Source organism: Geodermatophilus sp. URMC 60 (assembly GCF_053502585.1).
In genome coordinates this window covers 3,461,537-3,479,442 of record NZ_CP199958.1, presented here as the reverse complement: position 1 = coordinate 3,479,442, position 17,906 = coordinate 3,461,537, and the positions used below count along the sequence as shown (strand labels likewise).

Genomic DNA, 17,906 nt, shown 5'->3' with positions numbered 1-17,906 from the left:
ATGGGTGCCGACCTAGCCTGGGAGCGTGTCCACCCGTCCCCGGTCCCGTCGCTCGACGTACGCACGCATCCCGGAGCGGGCCTGGCGGGCCATCGCGGGGAACTCGCCCCCGACCGCGCCGATCGGCATCCGGGCGCAGCGCGGCGGGATGGACGACCTCACCGCGCACGCCGCGCTGGGCCTGGCCCTGCGCATCGGGGCGTCGATGCTGGCCGTGGGGGCTCCCGCGGCCGACGTGACCGCGACGGTGCTGCGGGTGGCCGCCGGCTACGGCTTGGTGAACTGCCAGGTCGACGTGACCTTCACGTCGATCACGGTGAGCTACGACCGGGAGGGCGCCGTGCCGCTCACCGCGATGCGGACCGTGCGCACGAGCCAGATGGACTACACCCGCCTGCAGGGGATCAGCGACCTGGCCGGTGCGGTCGGCGGGGGCGGCCTGGACGTCGAGGAGGCACACCGCCGGCTGGACGCCGTCGTGTCGGCACCCGCCACCTACCGCCGCACCGTGAACGCGCTGGGATGGGCCGGCGTCGCCGGTTCCGTCGGGTTCCTCCTCGGCGGCGGGTGGCTGGAGGCCCTCATCGCCGCGCTGACCACCGCCCTGATCGCCCAGGTGCTGCGCCTGCTCAACCGGCGCAGCCTGCCGTTGTTCTTCCAGCAGGCGGCCGGGGCCGCGCTCGCCACCGGCGTCGCCGTCCTGCTGCTCGCCTGGGACGTCGAGGTGCGGAGCTCACTGGTCGTCGCGGCCGGCATCGTCGTGCTCCTCGCCGGGCTGTCCCTGGTCGGCGCCGCGCAGGATGCGATCAGCGGCTTCCCGGTGACCGCCGCAGCCCGGGCCTTCGAGGTGGTGACGCTGACCGCCGGCATCGTCGTGGGCATCGCCGGCGTGCTGGACGTCGCCCTGCGGGCCGGGATCCCGTTGGACGTCGTCGACGCCTCGCCCACGAGCGTCCCGTTCCCTGTCGGGCTGGCCGCGTCGGCCGGGATCGCCGGAGGCTGGTCCCTGGCCTGCCACGCCCGGCCGCGCGCCGTCGTCCTCGCCGCGCTGGCCGGGGCCCTGGCGTGGACGACGTCCTGGGCGGCCGGCGGAATGGGTGCCGGTCCCCCGCTGGCCAGCGGGGTCGCCGCCGTCGTCCTCGGGTTCTGCGGAGAGCTGCTGACCGACCGGCTCCGGATCCCGCCGCAGCTCGTCGCGGTGTGCGGCATCGTCCCGCTGCTGCCGGGCCTGGCGATCTACCAGGGCCTGTTCGCGATCGTCGTCGACGCCGACATCCAGGGTGGGCTCGCCGCCCTGGTGGGGGCCTCGGCGGTCGGGCTCGCCCTCGCCGCCGGGGTCACGCTGGGCGAGTACCTCGGCAGGCCGGTCAGTGCGAGGCGGGACCGCTACGACGAGCGCGTCCGGCGTCGGGCCATGACCGCCGACTGACCTCCGGTCCCCCGGTCACGGGGCCTCGGTCGGGTAGCCCTCCTCGTCCATCCGGCGGACCACCTTCGGGTCGAGGCGCCCCTCCCCCACGGCGGCGTCGACCTCCACGTCGACCACGGCGCCGTGCTCGTGCATCCACCGGTCCGCACGCTGCTCGGCGGCGGTCCCGTCCTCGGTCAGGTGGGCGTCGCCGATGGCCCTGCGCCGGACCGCGTAGGCCACGAGCACGACGGCCCAGGCGAGCAGGCTGAGCAGGAGCTGCGACCGCGTGCTCCCCCGGATGAACATCTGCACGAGGATCGCGACGATCGCGGCGGCCGTGAGCAGGGTGAGGACGGGGTAGAACCACATCTTCACCCGCAGCCGCTCCGGCGGGATCGTCGGCCGCATCCGCAGCTGGGACAAGGCGATCAGCAGGTAGACGAACAGGATGATCGCGCCCGAGGAGTTCAGCAGGAACAGGAACACGGTCTCCGGGGACACGTAGGCGGCGACCACGCAGAGGAACCCGATGACGGAGGACGACAGGATCGACCACGCGGGCACCCCGCGCTTGCTGATCCTCAGCATCCGGCCCGGGGCCTCGTGCCGGGCGGCGAGCACGAACAGCATGCGAGAGGCCGTGTAGAGGCCGGAGTTCAGGCAGGACAGGACGGCGGTGAGCACGACCGCGTTCATGATCTCGGCCGCGGCCGGGATCCCCATCTGCTCCATCGCGGCCACGTACGGCGAGTCACCCAGCTCCGTGGAGTTCCACGGCAGGATGGTGGCCAGCAGGAAGATGGAGCCGACGTAGAAGATCAGGATCCGGAAGACGACGGAGTTCGTCGCCCGCGCGATGCCGCGCTCCGGCTCGTCGGATTCCGCGGCGGCGATGGTGGCGATCTCGGCGCCGACCATCGAGAAGACCACGATGACGATGCCCGAGAAGAGCGTGCCGACGCCGTTGGGGAACAGGCCGCCGTGCTCGGTCAGGTTCGAGAAGTCGAGGTCACGGCCCGGCCAGAGCCCCAGGACGAACAGCGCGCCGAGGCCGATGAACGCCATGATCGCGAGGACCTTGACGCCGGCGAACCAGTACTCGAACTCCCCGTAGGAGGCCACCGAGAACAGGTTGGTCGCCGTCATGAGCACCATCAGGACGAGCGCCATGACCCACAGCGGGACGCCGGGCAGCCAGCGCTGCAGGATCGCCGCCCCGGCCACGGCCTCGAAGCCGACGACGATCACCCAGAAGTACCAGTACAGCCAGCCGACGCTGAAGCCGGCCCAGCCGCCGAGCGACTGCCGCGCGTAGTCCGCGAAGGACCCCGTCGAGGGGTTGGCGACCGCCATCTCGCCGAGCATCCGCATGACCATGACGATCAGCACGCCGGTGATCGCGTAGGTGAGGAAGGCGGCGGGGCCGACCTCCCCGATGATCGCGCCGGAGCCGACGAACAGCCCCGCGCCGATCACGCCCCCGATGGCGATCATGGTGAGGTGGCGCTGCTTGAGACCTTTTTGGAGGTCGCCGCCCTCGGCGGCGGGGCCGTGTGCCATGTCCGCTCCCTCGTTCCTCGGCGAGACGGTGGAGTTCCGGCGTCGGTCCGAGGATGAGGCCAGTCCGGGAACTCCGCAGCACGACCTCGATCAGTGGACGGAGGTGTCCACCCACCGGGACCGGGCGCGGCCCTGGCAGCGGGGTCGGCGTCAGATCTGCCAGGGTGTCGTCTCGTCGAGGGTCAGCAGGACACGGGCCTGGACCTCGGTGAGCTCACCGGACCGGGTCCACCGGGCCAGCAGCGCGCGTCGCGCGGCCCGGGGGGAGACCGGGTGGGAGCTGTCCGGGGACCAGGAGTCGAGGCGCGCCAGCCGCGCCACCCACCGGGCGACGGCCGTCGGCTGGGGCCCGCCCCGGCGTGCACGCACCAGGCGGCGGGTCCGGCGCGCCGCGTCGGGGGCGGAGGGGTCGGGCATGTCGCTGTCCTCGGTCTCGCGGAACGCGGTCGTCCCCCGGCGCTGGGTCCGGGAGCGTCGGACGGGCGAGCCGCGGGCTGCCGTCCCGATGTGTCCTCCCCACCGTACGAGCGGGCCGGGCCGCCGAGGCGGACCGCGGCGGTGAGGCCCCGCACACCGCGGCGTACCGCCGACGCCGAGGGCCGGTCAGGCGCCGTCGGCGGTCAGCGGGTCCCAGAACCCGCACTGGTGCTCCTCGGCCAGCACGGCGTCGGGGACGGCGCTGCTCCCGCCGGCGGGCTGCAGGGAGAGCACGACCTGCTCGGCGTCGTACGACGGCCAGGCCGTCTGGCCGGGCACGCCCGGGTCGCCGTGCCGCACGAAGGCGCCCCAGTGCTGCTTCATCTCCGCCGCCAGCTGCTGCTCGCCGGCGTCGAACGTGGGCGCGATGGGGACGCCGTTGTCGAAGCTCGGGAACAGGTACGCCAGTTCGGCGGCGTGCCCCGCGCCCCACTCGTAGCCCGGGACCGGCTGCAGCCCCGGCCCGGTGCGGGCGGCGAACTCGTAGGCCCACGTCGGCACGTGCGCCGCGAGGTCCCGGGTGAGCGCCAGGTTCGGGCAGCCGCCGATGCCGAGGGCCAGGCCGGCGTCGGTCGTGATCGCGCCCGCGAGGTAGGCGGCGGTGAACTCGTCGGCGTCGGCCGGCCACGGATACCGGGCCAGGACGGCGTCGGCGTCCTCGGCGAAGACGTCGCGGACCCACGTCTCGTACTGCTCACGGGTCCAGCCGATGCTCCCGGCCATGAAGGTGCGGCCCTCGTCCCGGGTCGCCCCGACGACCACAGGGACGTCCGCGAGGTCCCCGGTCGTGACCGCCTCGCGCGGGTCCGACGGCAGGAACGGTGTGCCGCGCACCGGCGGGACGATGGGCACCGGGGCGTCGATGAGCTCCCCCACCGGCTTCGAGCGCAGGCAGGCGACCACGGCCGTCAGGGCGGTGCACCCCACGGCCTGGGCGATCACCTGGCCCTCGGCGTCCGCGGCGTCCTGGGTGCGGCTCGGGCAGGACCCGCTCTGGATCATGGCCCCGGCGAAGAGGCCCCGGGATCCCGGGGCCACCAGGTGCGCGCAGACCGACCAGCCGCCGGCCGACTCCCCGCCGATCGTCACCCGCGCGGGGTCACCCCCGAAGGCGGCGATGTTCTCCTGGACCCACCGCAGCGCCGCCTGCTGGTCCATCAGCCCGTAGTTGCCTGACTCGCCCTGGCCCGCGGTGAGCTCCGGGTGCCCCAGGAAGCCGAGGGCCCCCAGCCGGTAGTTCATCGTCACCCCGACGACCCCGGTCGCCGCGACGATCGCGGCCATGTCGGCCTGGTTCGAGCTGCCGTTGACCAGGCCGCCACCGTGGATGAACACGTAGACCGGCAGGCGGTCCTCGGGCGTGGTCCCGGCGGGTCGCTGCACGTTGACGAACAGGCAGTCCTCGGTCTCCGAGCGCGGGCCGTTCGTGCTCTCCGTCGCCGGGCAGCGGTTGCCGTATGCCTCGGCCGCCCGGACGCCGTCCCACGGCGCGGGCGGCTGCGGCGAGCTCCACCGCAGTGCACCGACCGGCGGTGCGGCGTACGGGATGCCGAGGTAGGCGTCCACGCCCTCGGCCTGCACGCCGCTCACCGCGCCGGATCCGGTGGAGACGACGGGCGGCTGACCCGGCTGGGGCGCAGCCAGGGCCGCCGATGCGGGCAGGCAGGCGAGCACGAGGGCGGACAGCACCGCGGCCGACGTGCTGCGGAGGGACCGGGACATCGCGACTCCTCCTGCTCCGCCGTTCACGGCGTGGAGGTCGGTCGTTCGGCTGGCTGCGAGCGGCGGAGCCCATCCTGCTCCGGCCGGGCCGCCGGCGACAGGGCGGCGTGACACCGGGCCCCGGCCGGGGTCACGCCCCGGGCGTGGCCTGCAGGTCGCCCCGCCGCACGGCGCGGGTGGCCCGGCAGGGGAAGCCCGCGGTGCCGGGCTCGGTCCAGTCGACGTCGACGACCTGGCCGGCCCGGAGCGCCCCGCCGCCGGAGACGACCTCCGCCGGGACCCAGCAGTCCCCCGGCAGGTCGGGTGCCTCGACCACGCCGCCACTCCGGGCGTCGTCCCACCGGACCACCGTGCCCAGGACCGTGCCGCCGCCCGCCACGGCGCCAGTGTCCCGACGGCGGAGGCCGCCGTCCAGGAGCCCACGGGGCCGCACCGTCCCGACGGCGGCCGGGTGTGCCAGCCTCGCCCTCGTGCCGACACCGGTGGCGTGGGTGCACGCCTTCGTCGACGTGCCCGCCCGGCACGTCGAGGCGACGCGGGCGTTCTGGTCGGCGGTGACCGGCTGGCCTGCGGGTGAGGCGTGGCCAGGCCCCCCGAGTTCACCTCGCTCGACCCTCCGGACGGGGCGCCGTACCTGCACGTGCAGGCCATCGACGGTGCGCCGCGGGTGCACCTCGACCTGCTGGGCGACCCCGACGAGGACCCCGCGCGGCTCGAGCGGCTGGGCGCGACCCGCGCCCACCGCGGTGAGGCGTGGCAGGTCATGACCTCCCCGGCCGGCCTGCCGTTCTGCGTGTGCGCCGAGTCGTGGCCGCACCGACGGCCCGGCGCCACGGCGTGGCCGGGCGGGCACCGCAGCCGGCTGGTGCAGGCGTGCGTCGACGTCCCCGCGGAGCGGTACGACGCCGAGCTGGCGTTCTGGCGGTCGGCGACCGGATGGGCCGACGAGCCGGTGGACGCACCGGAGTTCGCCCGCCTGGTGCACCGCGCCGAGAGCCCGGTGCAACTTCCTCGTGCAGCGGCTCGACGACGACGGGGCTCCGCAGGCCCGCGCCCACCTCGGCCTCGGCACCGACGACCTGGCCGCCGAGGTCGCCCGGGTGCGGGCGCTGGGCGCCCGGGAGCTCTGGCCCGGCGGCGGCTTCGTCGCCCTGGAGGGCCCGGCCGGCCTGCCCTTCTGCGTGACCGCCGACGACCCGGACCGCTGACCTCGCTCCGCAGCGCCTCCGCCCCGGCTCGGTCCCGCGAGCTCCGCCGGCGCCTCGGCCGGGTGCTCAGGGAGCGGGGAAGGACCGGTCGCCGAAGAGGATCCGACGGGCGGCGGCCCGCCCGACCGGCGTGCGCAGCAGGGTGAACGCCGCCGCGGCGACGGCGGGCGTGCGCACCTGCGCCAGCCCCCGGCGCAGCGCGAGGCGTCCCCGGAAGTGGGCCCGCAGGGCGGCACCGTCGTACCGCGCCAGCGCGTCCGGCCGCCCGGTGCGCAGGGCGTCGTCGAGGACGTCGGCCGCGTGCTCCGACAGGCGCAGGCACGGGTCGAGGCCACCGGCGGTGAGCGGGGAGACCGCACCGGCCGCGTCCCCGACGAGCAGGCCGTCGGGACTGCTGATCCGGCGCAGCAGGCCCCCGACGGGGATCGGGCCGCCGCGCCGCTCCACCTCCTCGGGACGGTCGGCGCCGGGCAGCCCGGGCGCCGAGGCGCCGAACCGGTCCAGGGCCCGGCGCATGCCGCCGGGGAAGCGGTCGGCGTAGCCGGCGACGCCGACGTGGGCGTGCCGGCCGTCGTTGACCACCCAGGCCAGGTAGCCGGGCGCCAGCGAGGGGTCGAGCACGCAGTGGAAGGTGGGCGGCTCCCCGTCGGACCGGATCGTGAAGACCTCCTCGGCGCCGACCAGCAGGTGGCGGTTGCGGTCCAGTCCGAGATCCCGGGCCACCCGCGAGCGGGCGCCGTCCGCACCGACGACGAACCGCGCCCGGACCCGCCTCGGCCCGTCCGGACCGGCCAGCGCGTGCTCGTCGTCCCGGCGCCCCTCGTGGCGGGTACCCAGCGCTATCCGCACGCCGGCGTCGGCCGCGGCGCGGGCCGCGGCCACGTACAGCGGACCCATGTCGCCCACCCGGTACTCGTCGCGTGCGCTGTCGAGGGCCACCGGGCGGCGCAGCCCCGGCGGGTAGAGCACCACGCGCCGGATCGGCGGGCCCAGGCAGTCCGGCGGCAGGGGGAAGTCGTCAAGCGTCTTGCGGACGAAGATGCCCGTGGTCCGGATCGCGCCGGCCAGCCCCGGCCGCCGCTCGGCCAGGAGCACGTCGTGCCCGCGGCGGGCGAGCAGCGTGGCGGTGTGCAGCCCGGCCAACCCGGCGCCGACGACCAGCACGTCGACGTCGTCCCTCACCGGCGGGCCTCGTGCGCGGCGTGCGTCGCCCCGTGCTCGTCGGGGACCCACTCGAGCAGGTCGCCGGGCTGGCAGCCGAGCACCCGGCACATGGCCTCGAGCGTGCTGAAGCGGACGGCCTTGGCCCGGCCGTTCTTCAGCACCGCGACGTTCGCCGGCGTGAGCCCGACGCGCTCGGCGAACTCCCCCACGCTCATCTTCCGCTTGGCCAGCTCGACGTCGATGCGCACGACGATCGGCATCAGATGACCGCTTCCATGTCGGTGCGCAGCGTCGTGGCCTGCCGCAGCAGCGCGCGCATCACCACCATGAGCAGCCCGACCACGGCCCCGGCCACGAGCATCAGCAGGAGCACGATCGGCGGGCCGGGCAGCCCCACGCCGACCAGGGACCAGGCGAACGTGCCGAGGAGGAGGAGCCACGCGGCGGCGATCGCCCCGACGATGGCGTCCACCCAGGCCATCGACGCCGCACTGAAGATGCGGTCGTCCTCGACCAGGGTGAGCAGCTTCCAGGTGCACACGATGACGACCTGGACGCAGGCCAGCCCCAGGACGGCGACCACGAGGGTCGGCCACCGCAGGTGCGCCAGCTCCGGCGAGTCCTCCGCCATCGCCGCCGACAGCGCCGGCAGGAAGACCACCTGCGCCAGGACCAGGGCGGCGAACGCCACCGCGAGCAGGAACCGGAGCGGGCCGACCACCCGACGCGTCGTGATCACGCATCGATTATCGATAGGTGGTTATCGCAAGTCAATCGACGGACCAGGCGTGTCCCCCGGTCGGGCCGGTCGGCACCCGGGTCAGCGGCGCCCCTCGTCGAGGACGGCGGCCAGGGCCTCGACGGCCCGGTCGAGGTCGCCCGGCTCGATGACGAGCGGCGGGGACAGCCGGATCGTCTGCCCGTGCGTGTCCTTGACCAGGACGCCGTGCTCGGCCAGCCGCTCGCAGGCGGCGCGCCCGGTCATCAGGGCGGGGTCGATGTCGATCCCGGCCCACAGCCCGCGGGTGCGCACCGCGTCGACGCCGTGCCCGACCAGGCCGTCGAGCCGGTCGCGCAGCTGCACGCCCAGCTTGGCCGCCCGCTCCTGGTACTCGCCGGTCTCCAGCAGGCCCACCACGGCGTGCCCGATCGCCGCCGCGAGCGGGTTGCCGCCGAACGTCGACCCGTGGCTGCCGGGGGTGAGGACGCCGAGGACCTCGCGGGTGGACACCACCGCCGAGACCGGGACGATGCCGCCGCCGAGGGCCTTGCCGAGCAGGTAGACGTCGGGGACGACGCCCTCGAGCTCGCAGGCGAAGGTGGCCCCGGTCCGGCCCAGCCCGGACTGGACCTCGTCGGCGACGAACAGCACCCCGGCGTCGGTGCACGCCTGCCGCACCGCGGCGAGGTAGCCCGGCGGCGGCACCACGACACCGGCCTCCCCCTGCACCGGCTCGATCAGCACCGCGACCGTCTCGGGCGTGAGCGCCGCCCGCAGCGCGTCGGCGTCGCCGTAGGGGACCACGGTGAACCCCGGGGTGAAGGGGCCGAAGCCCTCGCGCGCCGAGTCGTCGGTGGAGAAGCTGACGATCGTGGTGGTGCGGCCGTGGAAGTTGCCCGCCGCGACGACGATCTGCGCCCGTCCCGCGGGGACGCCCTTCACCTGGTACCCCCAGCGCCGGGCGACCTTGACGGCCGTCTCCACCGCCTCGGCCCCGGTGTTCATCGGCAGCACCAGGTCCATCCCGGCCAGCGCGGCCAGGTCACGGGCGAAGGGGCCGAGCCGGTCGTTGTAGAACGCGCGGCTGGTGAGCGTCACCCGCTCGAGCTGCTCGCGGGCCGCCCGCAGCAGGACCGGGTGCCCGTGGCCGAAGTTGAGCGCCGAGTACCCGGCCAGGCAGTCGAGGTAGCGGCGGCCGTCGACGTCGGTGACCCACGCCCCGTGCGCCTCTGCCACGACCACCGGCAGGGGCGCGTAGTTGCGCGCCGTCACCGACCGGGTGAGCGTCGCGTGCCCGCTCGAGGACAGTGGGGTCTCACTGCGCCGCGGCGTGGTCATGGTGGGCCTCCTCTGGCTCCGGCGTCGGGCTGCGCACCGGCCGGCGGCCCGGGATCGCCGGGGGAGGCGCCGGCCGGCGCCCGTGACTGAAGGCTAGGAACGGCGGACACCGGCATCAATGCACGTTCGTTGCGGGCCGAGCGTGGATCCGTTGCAGGAATGGGCCTACGGTGCGCGGGGTGTTGCAGAGGACCGGAGACCGCCTGGACCCGCTCGACCGGCAGATCATCGGCTGCCTCACGCGCGACGCCCGCGCCACGTACGCCGTCATCGGCGACGAGGTCAGCCTCTCCGCGCCGGCGGTCAAGCGCCGCGTGGACCGGCTGCTGGCCGACGGCGTGATCCGCGGCTTCACCGCGCTGGTCGACCCGGAGGTCCTCGGCTGGACGACCGAGGCCTACGTGGAGGTGTACTGGGAGGGGACGCCGTCCCCCATGGAGCTGCGGCGCAGCCTGGAGAAGGTCCCCGAGGTCGTCGGAGCATGGAGCGTCACCGGCTCCGCGGACGCGCTGGTCCACATCCTGGCCGCCGACATCCCGCACCTGGAGGAGGCCATCGAGCGGCTCCGGCAGCAGCCGAACGTCCACCAGACGCGCAGCGAGGTCGTGCTCTCCCGGCTGATCGACCGCGCCCGCCCCTGAGACCGCCCGCACCGGACGGGAAGGGTCCGGAGCGCGCCGGGTGGGTAGTCCGCCTCCACGAAACCTAACCGGGAGGAGCACACATGGACCTCGGAGGCCTCGGGGACAAGGCGAAGCAGGCCCTCGACAGCGAGCAGGGTGAGCAGCGCAGCGACCAGGCGCTGGACAAGGCCGAACAGTTCGCCGACGACCGGACCGGCGGGAAGTTCGACCAGCAGTCCGACAAGGTCGGCGACCTCGCCGACCAGCGCATCGGCCAGCAGGACGGCGGCCAGCCCGGCGCCTGACGCGCCGACCACGGCACAGGGGACGTTCCGGGTGATCTGGAACGGCCCCTGTGCCGTGTCTGCCTGCCTGGGCCGCAGCGGCGCCGCCTCACGCCTCCGGGCTGCCAGGGCGGCGTCCAGCCGTGGGTACACCCGACGGGCGTTGAGCTCGAAGACCTTCTCGCGGTCGCCGGGCGCCAGCCCCACCGCCTCGACGTAGCGCCGGGTGTCGTCGAAGTGTGGCCGGTGCGCGGGTCGATCCCGCGGACGGCCCCGACCATCTCGGAGCCGAACAGGATGTTGTCGACGTCGACGACCTCGAAGAGGAGGTCGATGCCGGGCTGGTGGTATACGCAGGTGTCGACGAAGACGTTGCCCATCACCGACTCCTCGATCGCCGGCCCAGGATCCTGCCGATAACGGTCTGCCCCTGCCCACCTTGCGGCGAAGGGGTGGCATCCGGGGACCTCTCACCGTCCGACGAGGTGGGCCCGGACACCGTCACGACCGGCTCGTCGGAACAACCGGACCGGGGACAGCACGGGGACCGGTTCGCTGCGCCGCACCCACCCGTCGGTGCCGGCTCATCAGTGCCGGCTCAGACGATGCGCACCTGGACCTGCACCTCTTCGCGGGCGGTGTGGGTCATCGCGACGACCAGATCGAGCGCCATCTCCTCGATGGCGTCGACGCTGTCGGCCTGGGTCGTACCGACACCCGCGACGTCGATCACCCAGTGGTCGCCCTCGCAGATCGCGGTCGCGGTGTAGCTGGCCATCCGTCCTCCAGGTGATCGGCAGGTCGTCGCGACCGCGGCCGACCAGGTCACGGCGGTGCCGCGCCCGGTCAGGGTCCCGTGCGGGGCGCGGGTGTCGCTCCGGAGCCGAGTCGCACGTTGACCTGCTTGGTCTGGGTGAAGCCGGCGATCATGCCCTCGAGGGAGACCTCCCGGCCGATGCCGCTCTGCTTGTAGCCGCCGTAGGACTGGCCGACCACCTGTCCCCCGCCCTGGTTGACCTGCACCCAGCCGGCCTCGAGCCGGTGCGCCGTGGTGATCGCCAGGTCGATGTCGGAGCTCCAGACGTAGGCACCCAGCCCGTAGGCGGTGTCGTTGGCCATGCGGACGACGTCGTCGACGTCGGTCCAGGCGATGGCGACGACCACGGGCCCGAAGATCTCCTCGCGGGCGAGACGGAAGCTGTTGTCGCCGCCGGAGAACAGCGTGGGCACGTGGAAGAACCCCTCGGCGAGGGGGCCGCTGATCGGCGGCAGGCCACCCACCTCGACGTGCAGCGCGGGGTTGGCCAGACCGTCCTCCAGGTACTCCCGGATGGAGTCGAACTGGGTCTCGTTGATGACCGCGCCGATGTCGCTGGCCTCGTCCAGCGGGTCCCCGACCCTCATCGATCCCAGTCGGTCGCTCAGCCGGGCGAGGACCTCGTCGTGGACGTCGCGGTGCAGGTACAGCCGCGAGCCGGCGGTGCAGCTCTGGCCCTGCCTGCTGATCCGCGAGGACAGCACCAGCCCCTCGATCAGCTCGTCGGTCACCGCGCCGGGGAACACGATCGACGGGTTCTTGCCGCCCAGCTCCAGGGAGAGGTGGGCCAGCCGCTCCCCCGCCTTGCTGGCGATGCCGCGGCCGACCTCGGTCGAGCCCGTGAACGAGATCTTGTCGACGCCGGGGTGCTCGACCAGGGCGTTACCCGCCGCGCGGCCGGTTCCGGTGACCACGTTGAGCACGCCGGGAGGCAGGAACTCCTCGCAGATCTCGGCCATCAGCAGGATGGACAGCGGGGCGTCCTCGGCGGCCTTGAGCACGATGGTGTTCCCGGCGGCCAGGGCGGCCGGGACCTTGAAGCCGGCGATCATCAGCGGCGAGTTCCACGGCAGGATCGCGCCGACCACCCCGAGCGGCTCCTGCCGGGTGTACTGCAGCTGCGACGCACCGGCCGGCAGGGTGGTGCCCTTCACCTCCCCGGCGACACCGCCGAAGTAGCGGAACAGGTCGGTCAGCAGCCCCGCCTCGGGCCGCGCCTGGGTGCGCAGCGCGTTCCCGGTGTCCTCGGCGGTGACCCGTGCGAGCTCCTCGGCGCGGCCCTCGATGGCGTCGGCGATCCGCAGCAGCACCCGCTGGCGCTCCTTGAAGTGCTGGTCGCGCCAGGCGGGGAAGGCCTCCCGTGCGGCGGTGACGGCACGGTCGACGTCCGTGGCGTTGCCGCGCGGCACGCGGGCGAGGACCTGGCCGCGGCGGCCCGGGCTGGTGATCTCCCGCCACTCCTCGTCGACAGCCTCGACCCACTCCCCGCCGATGAGCATCAGCCGGGTCGGCGGGGACGTCGTGCCGGTGGACGGGCTCAGGACGGTCTGCTCGGACATGGACCTCTCCGGTGCCTGGGGGGTGAGGGGGCGGCCGGCCGGGCCGGACCTTCTGCTCGGCCTGGGGTGCGTCGAGTGTCAGCGTGCACCCGACGGTCGACCACCCGGAACCCCCACGTCGCGCTCCCCGCCGGGGATCGGTCCGGCCGGCGCCGTCCGACGTCGCGGTCACCCGGGTCAGGAGGCCGGTCGGCCTCCGCCGCGCGATCCCGACATCCTCGTGTCCCTCCACGTCGCCGTCCTCGCCGACGAGGTGTTCGGCGACGGGACCGGATGAGGAGTCGGTGGGCGAGGTGGCCTACCGGTGGGAGACCACCGCACCCGCGGTTGTGGCAGGGTGCCGCCGCGCTGCCGTCGTCGATCGCGACCTCCGAGCCGCGCGGGCACGCGGACGTGTACGGCGGCTTCGTCGTGCCGCCGGACGACGCCGGCACCCATCTCGGTGTGCTGTTCTGGCACGAGGACGGCTCCTCCACCACCTGCGGCCACGGCACGATCGCGCTCCGGGTGCGGGCGGTCGACACGGGGCTGGTCGCGGCCCCGGACACCGACAGCATGGACCTGGTCATCGACGTGCCCTCGGGCCGGCTTCCGTCCGGCACCGTGCTGCGGCGCGACTCGATCGTGGGCAGCACCTTCGCCGGGACGGTGCTCGGGACCGTGGACGTCGCCGGGCGTCGCGCGGTGCTCCCGCAGGTCACCGGGATGGCCTACCGCACCGGCGAGCACCGGTTCGTCGTCGATCCGCACGACGCGCTGGTTCCCGGGTTCGTGCTGCGGTGAGGTTCCTCGACGCGGACGCCGTCGCCGCACTCGGCCCGGCCGGCGCGGTCCGGGCGATCACCGATGCGCTGCGCGGCGGCCTGGACCCCGCCGGCGACCCACCCCGCACCGCGGTGGGCCTCGCGCACGGCCAGTTCCTGCTCATGCCCTCGGAGACCCCGGCCGCGGCCGGGGTGAAGGTGGTCGCCGTCGCCCCGGGCAACCCGGCCCGCGGCCTGCCCCGCATCCAGGCCACCTACCTGCTCCTCGACGCGGAGACCCTGGCGCTGCGCGCGGTGCTCGACGGCACGGCGCTGACCACGCTGCGCACCCCGGCGGTCTCGGTCGCCGCCGTCCTGCCCGCCCTGCCCGACCGGCCGCTGCGGGTGGCGGTGGTCGGCGCCGGGCCGCAGGCGGTCGGGCACGTCGCCACGCTGGCCGCCGTCCGCCCGCTGGCCGGCGCCGTCCACCTGGTCCGCGACCCGTCCCGGACCCCGCTGGCGGCGGTCCGGCTCGGCTCCGCGGACGCCGACGCGGCGCTGCGGGCCGCGGACGTCGTCGTCTGCGCGACCTCGGCCCGCGCGCCGCTGTTCGACTCGACCCTGCTGCGCGACGACGCCGTGGTGGTCGCGGTCGGCTCGCACGAGCCCGACGCCCGCGAACTGGACGCGGCGTTGCTGGGCCGGGCCACCGTGGTGGTCGAGGACGTCGCCACCGCGCTGCGCGAGGCCGGGGACGTGGTCCTGGCCATCGCCGAGGGCGCACTGACCGCCGACGACCTCGTACCCCTGCGCGACGTCGTGACCGGCGCGGTGCCCCTGCCCGCCGACCGGCCGCTGGTCGTCAAGAGCGTCGGCATGTCCTGGCAGGACCTCGTCGTCGCAGAAGCCGCGCTCACCCGGAACGCCGCCGACGCTGAGCGTGCGTCCCCCGACCACCCGCGGGCGGGAGTCGCCACGGGCGCACCCCTCGCAGGCCCGGGGCGGACCTCCGGACGGGGCCCTACCGCACGAGGAAGACCTGGCCGGTCCCGGCGCCCTCGGTGGACCGGACGCAGGCCGCGGCTGCCGGATCGACACCGACCGGCGTCACGCCCGGAAGGGATCGCCGTACTCCTCCACGCCCTCGGTGACGCACGCTCCCGGTGGAGACGGTGGGGCTCACGGCGTTGATGCGTCGAGGGGCCTCGATGGCCGGGGCGCGCACGGAGCACCCCACCGCACCGTTCACCACCGCGGCGGCCCTGCCGGTGACGACGGGATCGCGGTTGAGGACGTCAGCGATCAGGGTGGACGAGCCCCGCTCGGCGACGTGCCGGATGCCCTGCCGGACCAGCTCGAGCCGCCCCGACCGGCAGGATTCATGGCGTGCACTCCTGCTCCTCGTCCACGACCACGCCTCCCCCGTCCACTCGACGTCTCACCGTGCCGCGAGGAGCTCGGCGGGGTCGGTGTAGGGCAGCCCGTGCGCCTCGGCGACCGGCCGGTTGACGAGGTCCCCGCCGAGGGTGCTCAGGCCGAGGCGCAGGGCGGCGTCGGCCTGGGCAGCAGCGACCACGCCGTCCCGCGCGACCCGGACGAGGTACGGCAGCGTGGCCGAGGTCAGGGCCTGGGTCGAGGTACGGGCGACCGCGCCGGGGATGTTGGCCACGCAGTAGTGGATGACCCCCTCCTCGACGTAGGTCGGGTCGGAGTGGGTGGTCGGCCGGCTGGTCTCGAAGCAGCCGCCCTGGTCGATGGCGATGTCGACCACCACGCTGCCCGGCCGCATCGCGGCGATCATGTCCCGGCTGACCAGCTTGGGCGCCTTGGCGCCGGGCACGAGGACGGCGCCGATCACCACGTCGGCCTCGGCGACGTAGGCCGCCGTCCGGGCCCGGTTGGGCGTCACCAGGTCGAGCCGCCCGCCGAAGATGTCGGAGAGGTAGGCCAGCCGGCTCGGGTTGGTGTCGAGGACGCGGACGATTGCCCGCATCCCCAGCGCGATCTTCGCCGCCTCGGTGCCGGCGACCCCGCCGCCGATGATGAGGACCTTCGCCGCGGGGGTGCCGGGGACGCCGCCGAGCAGGATCCCGGCTCCACCGGCGGGGTTCTCCAGGTGGTGCGCGGCGGCCTGTACGGCCATGCGGCCGGCGACCTCGCTCATGGGGGTCAGCAGCGGGAGCTTGCCGTCGGCGGTCTGCACGGTCTCGTAGGCGAGGGAGTCGATCCGCCGCTCCAGGAGGAACTCGGTCAGGCCGCGGTCGGCGGCGAGGTGCAGGTAGGTGAACAGCTGCTGGCCCGGGCGGAAGCGGGAGTACTCCTCGGGCACCGGCTCCTTGACCTTGACGACCAGGTCGGCCGCGTCGAACACCTCGTCGGCGGTCGGCACCACCTTGGCGCCGACGGCGGCGTACTCCTCGTCGGCGAACCGGGACCCGACGCCGGCGCCGGCCTGGACGACGACCTGGTGACCGTCGTGCACCAGCTCCACGACGCCGTCAGGGGTGAGCGCCACCCGCCTCTCGTTGTCCTTGATCTCGCTCGGTACTCCGACGACGGGCGTGCTCATGGCGGATCTCCTGCGGTCGGGACCCGGTGCGGTCGCACCGGAGCGGTGGGAGTCGACCACGCCGTCGGGTGTGGTCGGAACTGCGTGGCTCGGGGCGGCCCCGTCCCGGGTCCCACCCCGAGCCTGCGAGGGGTGGGGAGGACGGGCGGCCTCCCTGCAGGGTCCCGCCGCGAGCTTGCGAGCGGTGGGGGGCAGGGAGGTCCTTCTTCAGACGAGGCTCTGGGCCTCGGTCAGCGTCTGCCGCAGGATCTGCTCGATCTCGTCGAACTCGGGCTGGCCGCAGATGAGCGGCGGCGCGACCTGGACGACCACGTCGCCGCGGTCGTCGGGGCGGCAGTACAGGCCGTTGTCGAACAGCGCGCCAGGCAGGAAGCCGCGGACGAGCCGCTCCCGCTCCGCCGCGTCGAACGTCTCCCGGGTGGCCTTGTCCTTGACCAGCTCGACGGCCCAGAAGTAGCCGTCGCCGCGGACGTCGCCGACGATGGACAGGTCCAGCAGCTTGCGCAAGGTCGCACCCAGCGCCGCCTCGTTGTCCAGCACGCGCTGGTTGAGCCCCTCGTTCGCCATGACGTCGAGGTTGGCCAGCGAGACGGCCGCCGCCACGGGGTGGCCGCCGAACGTGTAGCCGTGCGGGAACGCCACGCCGGGGCGCAGGAACGGCTCGATCACCTTCTCGGAGGCGATCATCGCGCCGATCGCGCCGTAGCCGGAGCTCATGCCCTTCGCGCAGGTGATCAGGTCAGGGGTGTAGCCGAACTTCTCGCAGGCGAACGTCGCACCGTGCCGGCCGAACGCGCAGATGACCTCGTCGGAGACCAGCAACACGTCGTGCCGGTCGCAGATCTCGCGCACGCGCTCGAAGTAGCCCGGCGGTGGCACGAGGCAGCCGCCGGAGTTCTGCACGGGCTCGAGGAACACCGCGGCGACGGTGTCGGCGCCCTCGAAGAGGATCGCCTCCTCGATCCGGTCGGCGGCCCAGCGGCCGAAGGCCTTGGGGTCCTCGGCGAACTCGGGGTGGCGGTAGAGGTTGGTGTTGGGCACCCGGAACCCGCCAGGGGCCAGCGGCTCGAAGTCCTTCTTCATGGCGGGCAGCCCGGTGATGGCCAGGGCGCCGTGGGGCGTGCCGTGATAGGCCACCGCCCGGCTGATCACCTTGTGCTTCTGCGGCTTGCCGATCAGCTTGAAGTACTGCTTCGCGGCCTTCCACGCCGACTCCACCGCCTCACCCCCGCCGGTGGTGAAGAAGACGCGGTTCAGTTCGCCGGGCGCGAGGTCGGCGATCCGCTCGGCCAGCTCGGCCTGAACCGGTGTGGTGTAGCCCCACACCGGGAAGTACGCCAGCTCGGCGGCCTGCTTCGCGGCCACCTCGGCCAGCTCCCGGCGCCCGTGCCCGACCTGGACGACGAAGAGCCCGGACAGGCCGTCGAGGATCTTCCGGCCGCGGTTGTCCCAGATGTAGGCGCCCTCTCCGCGGGTGATGACCGGGACGGGCGTCTGCGGATGGCGGCCCTGCCGGGCGAAATGCATCCAGAGGTGGTCCGCGGCGCGGGCCGCCGTCGCGTCCGGCACGCCGGCCGGGGGCTGCTCTATCGAGGTGGTCATCCCGGGCTCCTCGGGGCTTCGGGTCGGACGAGCGGTGCCCCGAGTCTGCGGGCCGCCGCCGCGCAAGTCACCAGACGATCTGCACGGCGCCCATCCGTCGACCGGACA

General features: G+C 74.4%; 17 protein-coding genes and 2 pseudogenes. 7 read left to right on the top strand and 12 right to left on the bottom strand.

All coding sequences use genetic code 11. The features are described from left to right. Nucleotides 1-25 precede the first annotated feature (25 nt). Nucleotides 26-1,429 (top strand): threonine/serine ThrE exporter family protein, encoded by a 1,404-nt coding sequence (locus tag ACWIX3_RS16530; protein WP_448608430.1) that lies wholly within the window; start codon nucleotides 26-28, stop codon nucleotides 1,427-1,429. A gap of 15 nt (nucleotides 1,430-1,444) precedes the next feature. Here the strand turns inward: ACWIX3_RS16530 and ACWIX3_RS16525 are convergent, their stop codons facing one another. The 4 genes from ACWIX3_RS16525 to ACWIX3_RS16510 form a co-directional block, all read right to left on the bottom strand. Beyond that, nucleotides 1,445-2,971, bottom strand: coding sequence for an amino acid permease (locus tag ACWIX3_RS16525; RefSeq protein ID WP_448608429.1), 1,527 nt, complete (start codon nucleotides 2,969-2,971; stop codon nucleotides 1,445-1,447). 150 nt (nucleotides 2,972-3,121) lie between these two features. Continuing rightward, entirely contained in the window at nucleotides 3,122-3,388 is a 267-nt protein-coding gene (locus ACWIX3_RS16520) for a hypothetical protein (RefSeq protein WP_448608428.1), read from the bottom strand. Between the two features lie 186 nt (nucleotides 3,389-3,574). Then, a complete protein-coding gene (locus ACWIX3_RS16515; RefSeq protein ID WP_448608427.1) occupies nucleotides 3,575-5,170 on the bottom strand; it encodes a carboxylesterase/lipase family protein in 1,596 nt (531 codons plus the stop codon). 130 nt (nucleotides 5,171-5,300) lie between these two features. Continuing rightward, complete coding sequence (locus ACWIX3_RS16510; RefSeq protein WP_448608426.1) at nucleotides 5,301-5,549, bottom strand: hypothetical protein; 249 nt, start codon at nucleotides 5,547-5,549, stop codon at nucleotides 5,301-5,303. Between the two features lie 201 nt (nucleotides 5,550-5,750). Here ACWIX3_RS16510 and ACWIX3_RS16505 point away from each other — a divergent pair. Then, nucleotides 5,751-5,957 (top strand): annotated as a pseudogene (locus tag ACWIX3_RS16505) (VOC family protein); the annotation flags it as partial. A 190-nt stretch (nucleotides 5,958-6,147) separates the two neighbouring features. Next, a pseudogene (locus ACWIX3_RS16500) lies at nucleotides 6,148-6,378 on the top strand (VOC family protein); the annotation flags it as partial. Between the two features lie 66 nt (nucleotides 6,379-6,444). Here ACWIX3_RS16500 and ACWIX3_RS16495 read toward each other — a convergent pair. The 4 genes from ACWIX3_RS16495 to rocD form a co-directional block, all read right to left on the bottom strand. Beyond that, nucleotides 6,445-7,560: an NAD(P)/FAD-dependent oxidoreductase gene (locus tag ACWIX3_RS16495; protein ID WP_448608425.1), complete on the bottom strand. Its 1,116-nt coding sequence runs from the start codon at nucleotides 7,558-7,560 to the stop codon at nucleotides 6,445-6,447. Continuing rightward, nucleotides 7,557-7,802, bottom strand: coding sequence for a helix-turn-helix domain-containing protein (locus tag ACWIX3_RS16490; protein ID WP_448608424.1), 246 nt, complete (start codon nucleotides 7,800-7,802; stop codon nucleotides 7,557-7,559). The genes ACWIX3_RS16495 and ACWIX3_RS16490 overlap by 4 nt, the downstream gene beginning before the upstream one ends. Beyond that, nucleotides 7,802-8,281: a DUF2975 domain-containing protein gene (locus tag ACWIX3_RS16485; RefSeq protein ID WP_448608423.1), complete on the bottom strand. Its 480-nt coding sequence runs from the start codon at nucleotides 8,279-8,281 to the stop codon at nucleotides 7,802-7,804. Before ACWIX3_RS16485 ends, ACWIX3_RS16490 begins: the two co-directional genes overlap by 1 nt. Before the next feature lie 81 nt (nucleotides 8,282-8,362). Further along, nucleotides 8,363-9,601 carry an ornithine--oxo-acid transaminase gene (rocD, locus tag ACWIX3_RS16480; protein ID WP_448608422.1) on the bottom strand — a complete coding sequence of 413 codons (1,239 nt, stop codon included), beginning with the start codon at nucleotides 9,599-9,601 and terminating at the stop codon, nucleotides 8,363-8,365. A gap of 179 nt (nucleotides 9,602-9,780) precedes the next feature. Here rocD and ACWIX3_RS16475 point away from each other — a divergent pair, with 179 nt between their 5' ends. Next, nucleotides 9,781-10,242 (top strand): Lrp/AsnC family transcriptional regulator, encoded by a 462-nt coding sequence (locus ACWIX3_RS16475; RefSeq protein WP_448608421.1) that lies wholly within the window; start codon nucleotides 9,781-9,783, stop codon nucleotides 10,240-10,242. An 83-nt stretch (nucleotides 10,243-10,325) separates the two neighbouring features. Then, nucleotides 10,326-10,529 (top strand): antitoxin, encoded by a 204-nt coding sequence (locus tag ACWIX3_RS16470; RefSeq protein ID WP_448608420.1) that lies wholly within the window; start codon nucleotides 10,326-10,328, stop codon nucleotides 10,527-10,529. 577 nt (nucleotides 10,530-11,106) lie between these two features. On the opposite strand, the gene ACWIX3_RS16465 is transcribed toward ACWIX3_RS16470, so the two are convergent. Together ACWIX3_RS16465 and ACWIX3_RS16460 are read right to left on the bottom strand one after the other, a co-directional pair. Then, nucleotides 11,107-11,286 (bottom strand): hypothetical protein, encoded by a 180-nt coding sequence (locus ACWIX3_RS16465; protein ID WP_448608419.1) that lies wholly within the window; start codon nucleotides 11,284-11,286, stop codon nucleotides 11,107-11,109. Nucleotides 11,287-11,354: 68 nt separating this feature from the next. Then, a complete protein-coding gene (locus ACWIX3_RS16460; protein ID WP_448608418.1) occupies nucleotides 11,355-12,884 on the bottom strand; it encodes an aldehyde dehydrogenase family protein in 1,530 nt (509 codons plus the stop codon). 327 nt (nucleotides 12,885-13,211) lie between these two features. On the opposite strand from ACWIX3_RS16460, the gene ACWIX3_RS16455 reads away from it, so the two are divergent. Continuing rightward, on the top strand, nucleotides 13,212-13,667 hold the full coding sequence (locus tag ACWIX3_RS16455; protein ID WP_448608417.1) for a proline racemase family protein: 456 nt from the start codon (nucleotides 13,212-13,214) through the stop codon (nucleotides 13,665-13,667). Next, nucleotides 13,664-14,818 (top strand): ornithine cyclodeaminase family protein, encoded by a 1,155-nt coding sequence (locus tag ACWIX3_RS16450; protein WP_448608416.1) that lies wholly within the window; start codon nucleotides 13,664-13,666, stop codon nucleotides 14,816-14,818. Before ACWIX3_RS16455 ends, ACWIX3_RS16450 begins: the two co-directional genes overlap by 4 nt. Nucleotides 14,819-15,065: 247 nt before the next feature. Here the strand turns inward: ACWIX3_RS16450 and ald are convergent, their stop codons facing one another. After that, entirely contained in the window at nucleotides 15,066-16,196 is a 1,131-nt protein-coding gene (gene ald, locus ACWIX3_RS16445) for an alanine dehydrogenase (RefSeq protein ID WP_448608415.1), read from the bottom strand. A gap of 207 nt (nucleotides 16,197-16,403) precedes the next feature. After that, nucleotides 16,404-17,798, bottom strand: coding sequence for an aspartate aminotransferase family protein (locus ACWIX3_RS16440; RefSeq protein WP_448608414.1), 1,395 nt, complete (start codon nucleotides 17,796-17,798; stop codon nucleotides 16,404-16,406). Nucleotides 17,799-17,906 lie beyond the last annotated feature (108 nt).

Coding starts and splice junctions, on each gene's coding strand:
- ACWIX3_RS16465 (WP_448608419.1), bottom strand. CDS start 11,286: ATGGCCAGCTACACCGCGACCGCGATCTGCGAGGGCGACCACTGGGTG.
- ACWIX3_RS16520 (WP_448608428.1), bottom strand. CDS start 3,388: ATGCCCGACCCCTCCGCCCCCGACGCGGCGCGCCGGACCCGCCGCCTG.
- ACWIX3_RS16525 (WP_448608429.1), bottom strand. CDS start 2,971: ATGGCACACGGCCCCGCCGCCGAGGGCGGCGACCTCCAAAAAGGTCTC.
- ACWIX3_RS16460 (WP_448608418.1), bottom strand. CDS start 12,884: ATGTCCGAGCAGACCGTCCTGAGCCCGTCCACCGGCACGACGTCCCCG.
- ACWIX3_RS16470 (WP_448608420.1), top strand. CDS start 10,326: ATGGACCTCGGAGGCCTCGGGGACAAGGCGAAGCAGGCCCTCGACAGC.
- ACWIX3_RS16490 (WP_448608424.1), bottom strand. CDS start 7,802: ATGCCGATCGTCGTGCGCATCGACGTCGAGCTGGCCAAGCGGAAGATG.
- ACWIX3_RS16440 (WP_448608414.1), bottom strand. CDS start 17,798: ATGACCACCTCGATAGAGCAGCCCCCGGCCGGCGTGCCGGACGCGACG.
- rocD (WP_448608422.1), bottom strand. CDS start 9,601: ATGACCACGCCGCGGCGCAGTGAGACCCCACTGTCCTCGAGCGGGCAC.
- ACWIX3_RS16515 (WP_448608427.1), bottom strand. CDS start 5,170: ATGTCCCGGTCCCTCCGCAGCACGTCGGCCGCGGTGCTGTCCGCCCTC.
- ald (WP_448608415.1), bottom strand. CDS start 16,196: ATGAGCACGCCCGTCGTCGGAGTACCGAGCGAGATCAAGGACAACGAG.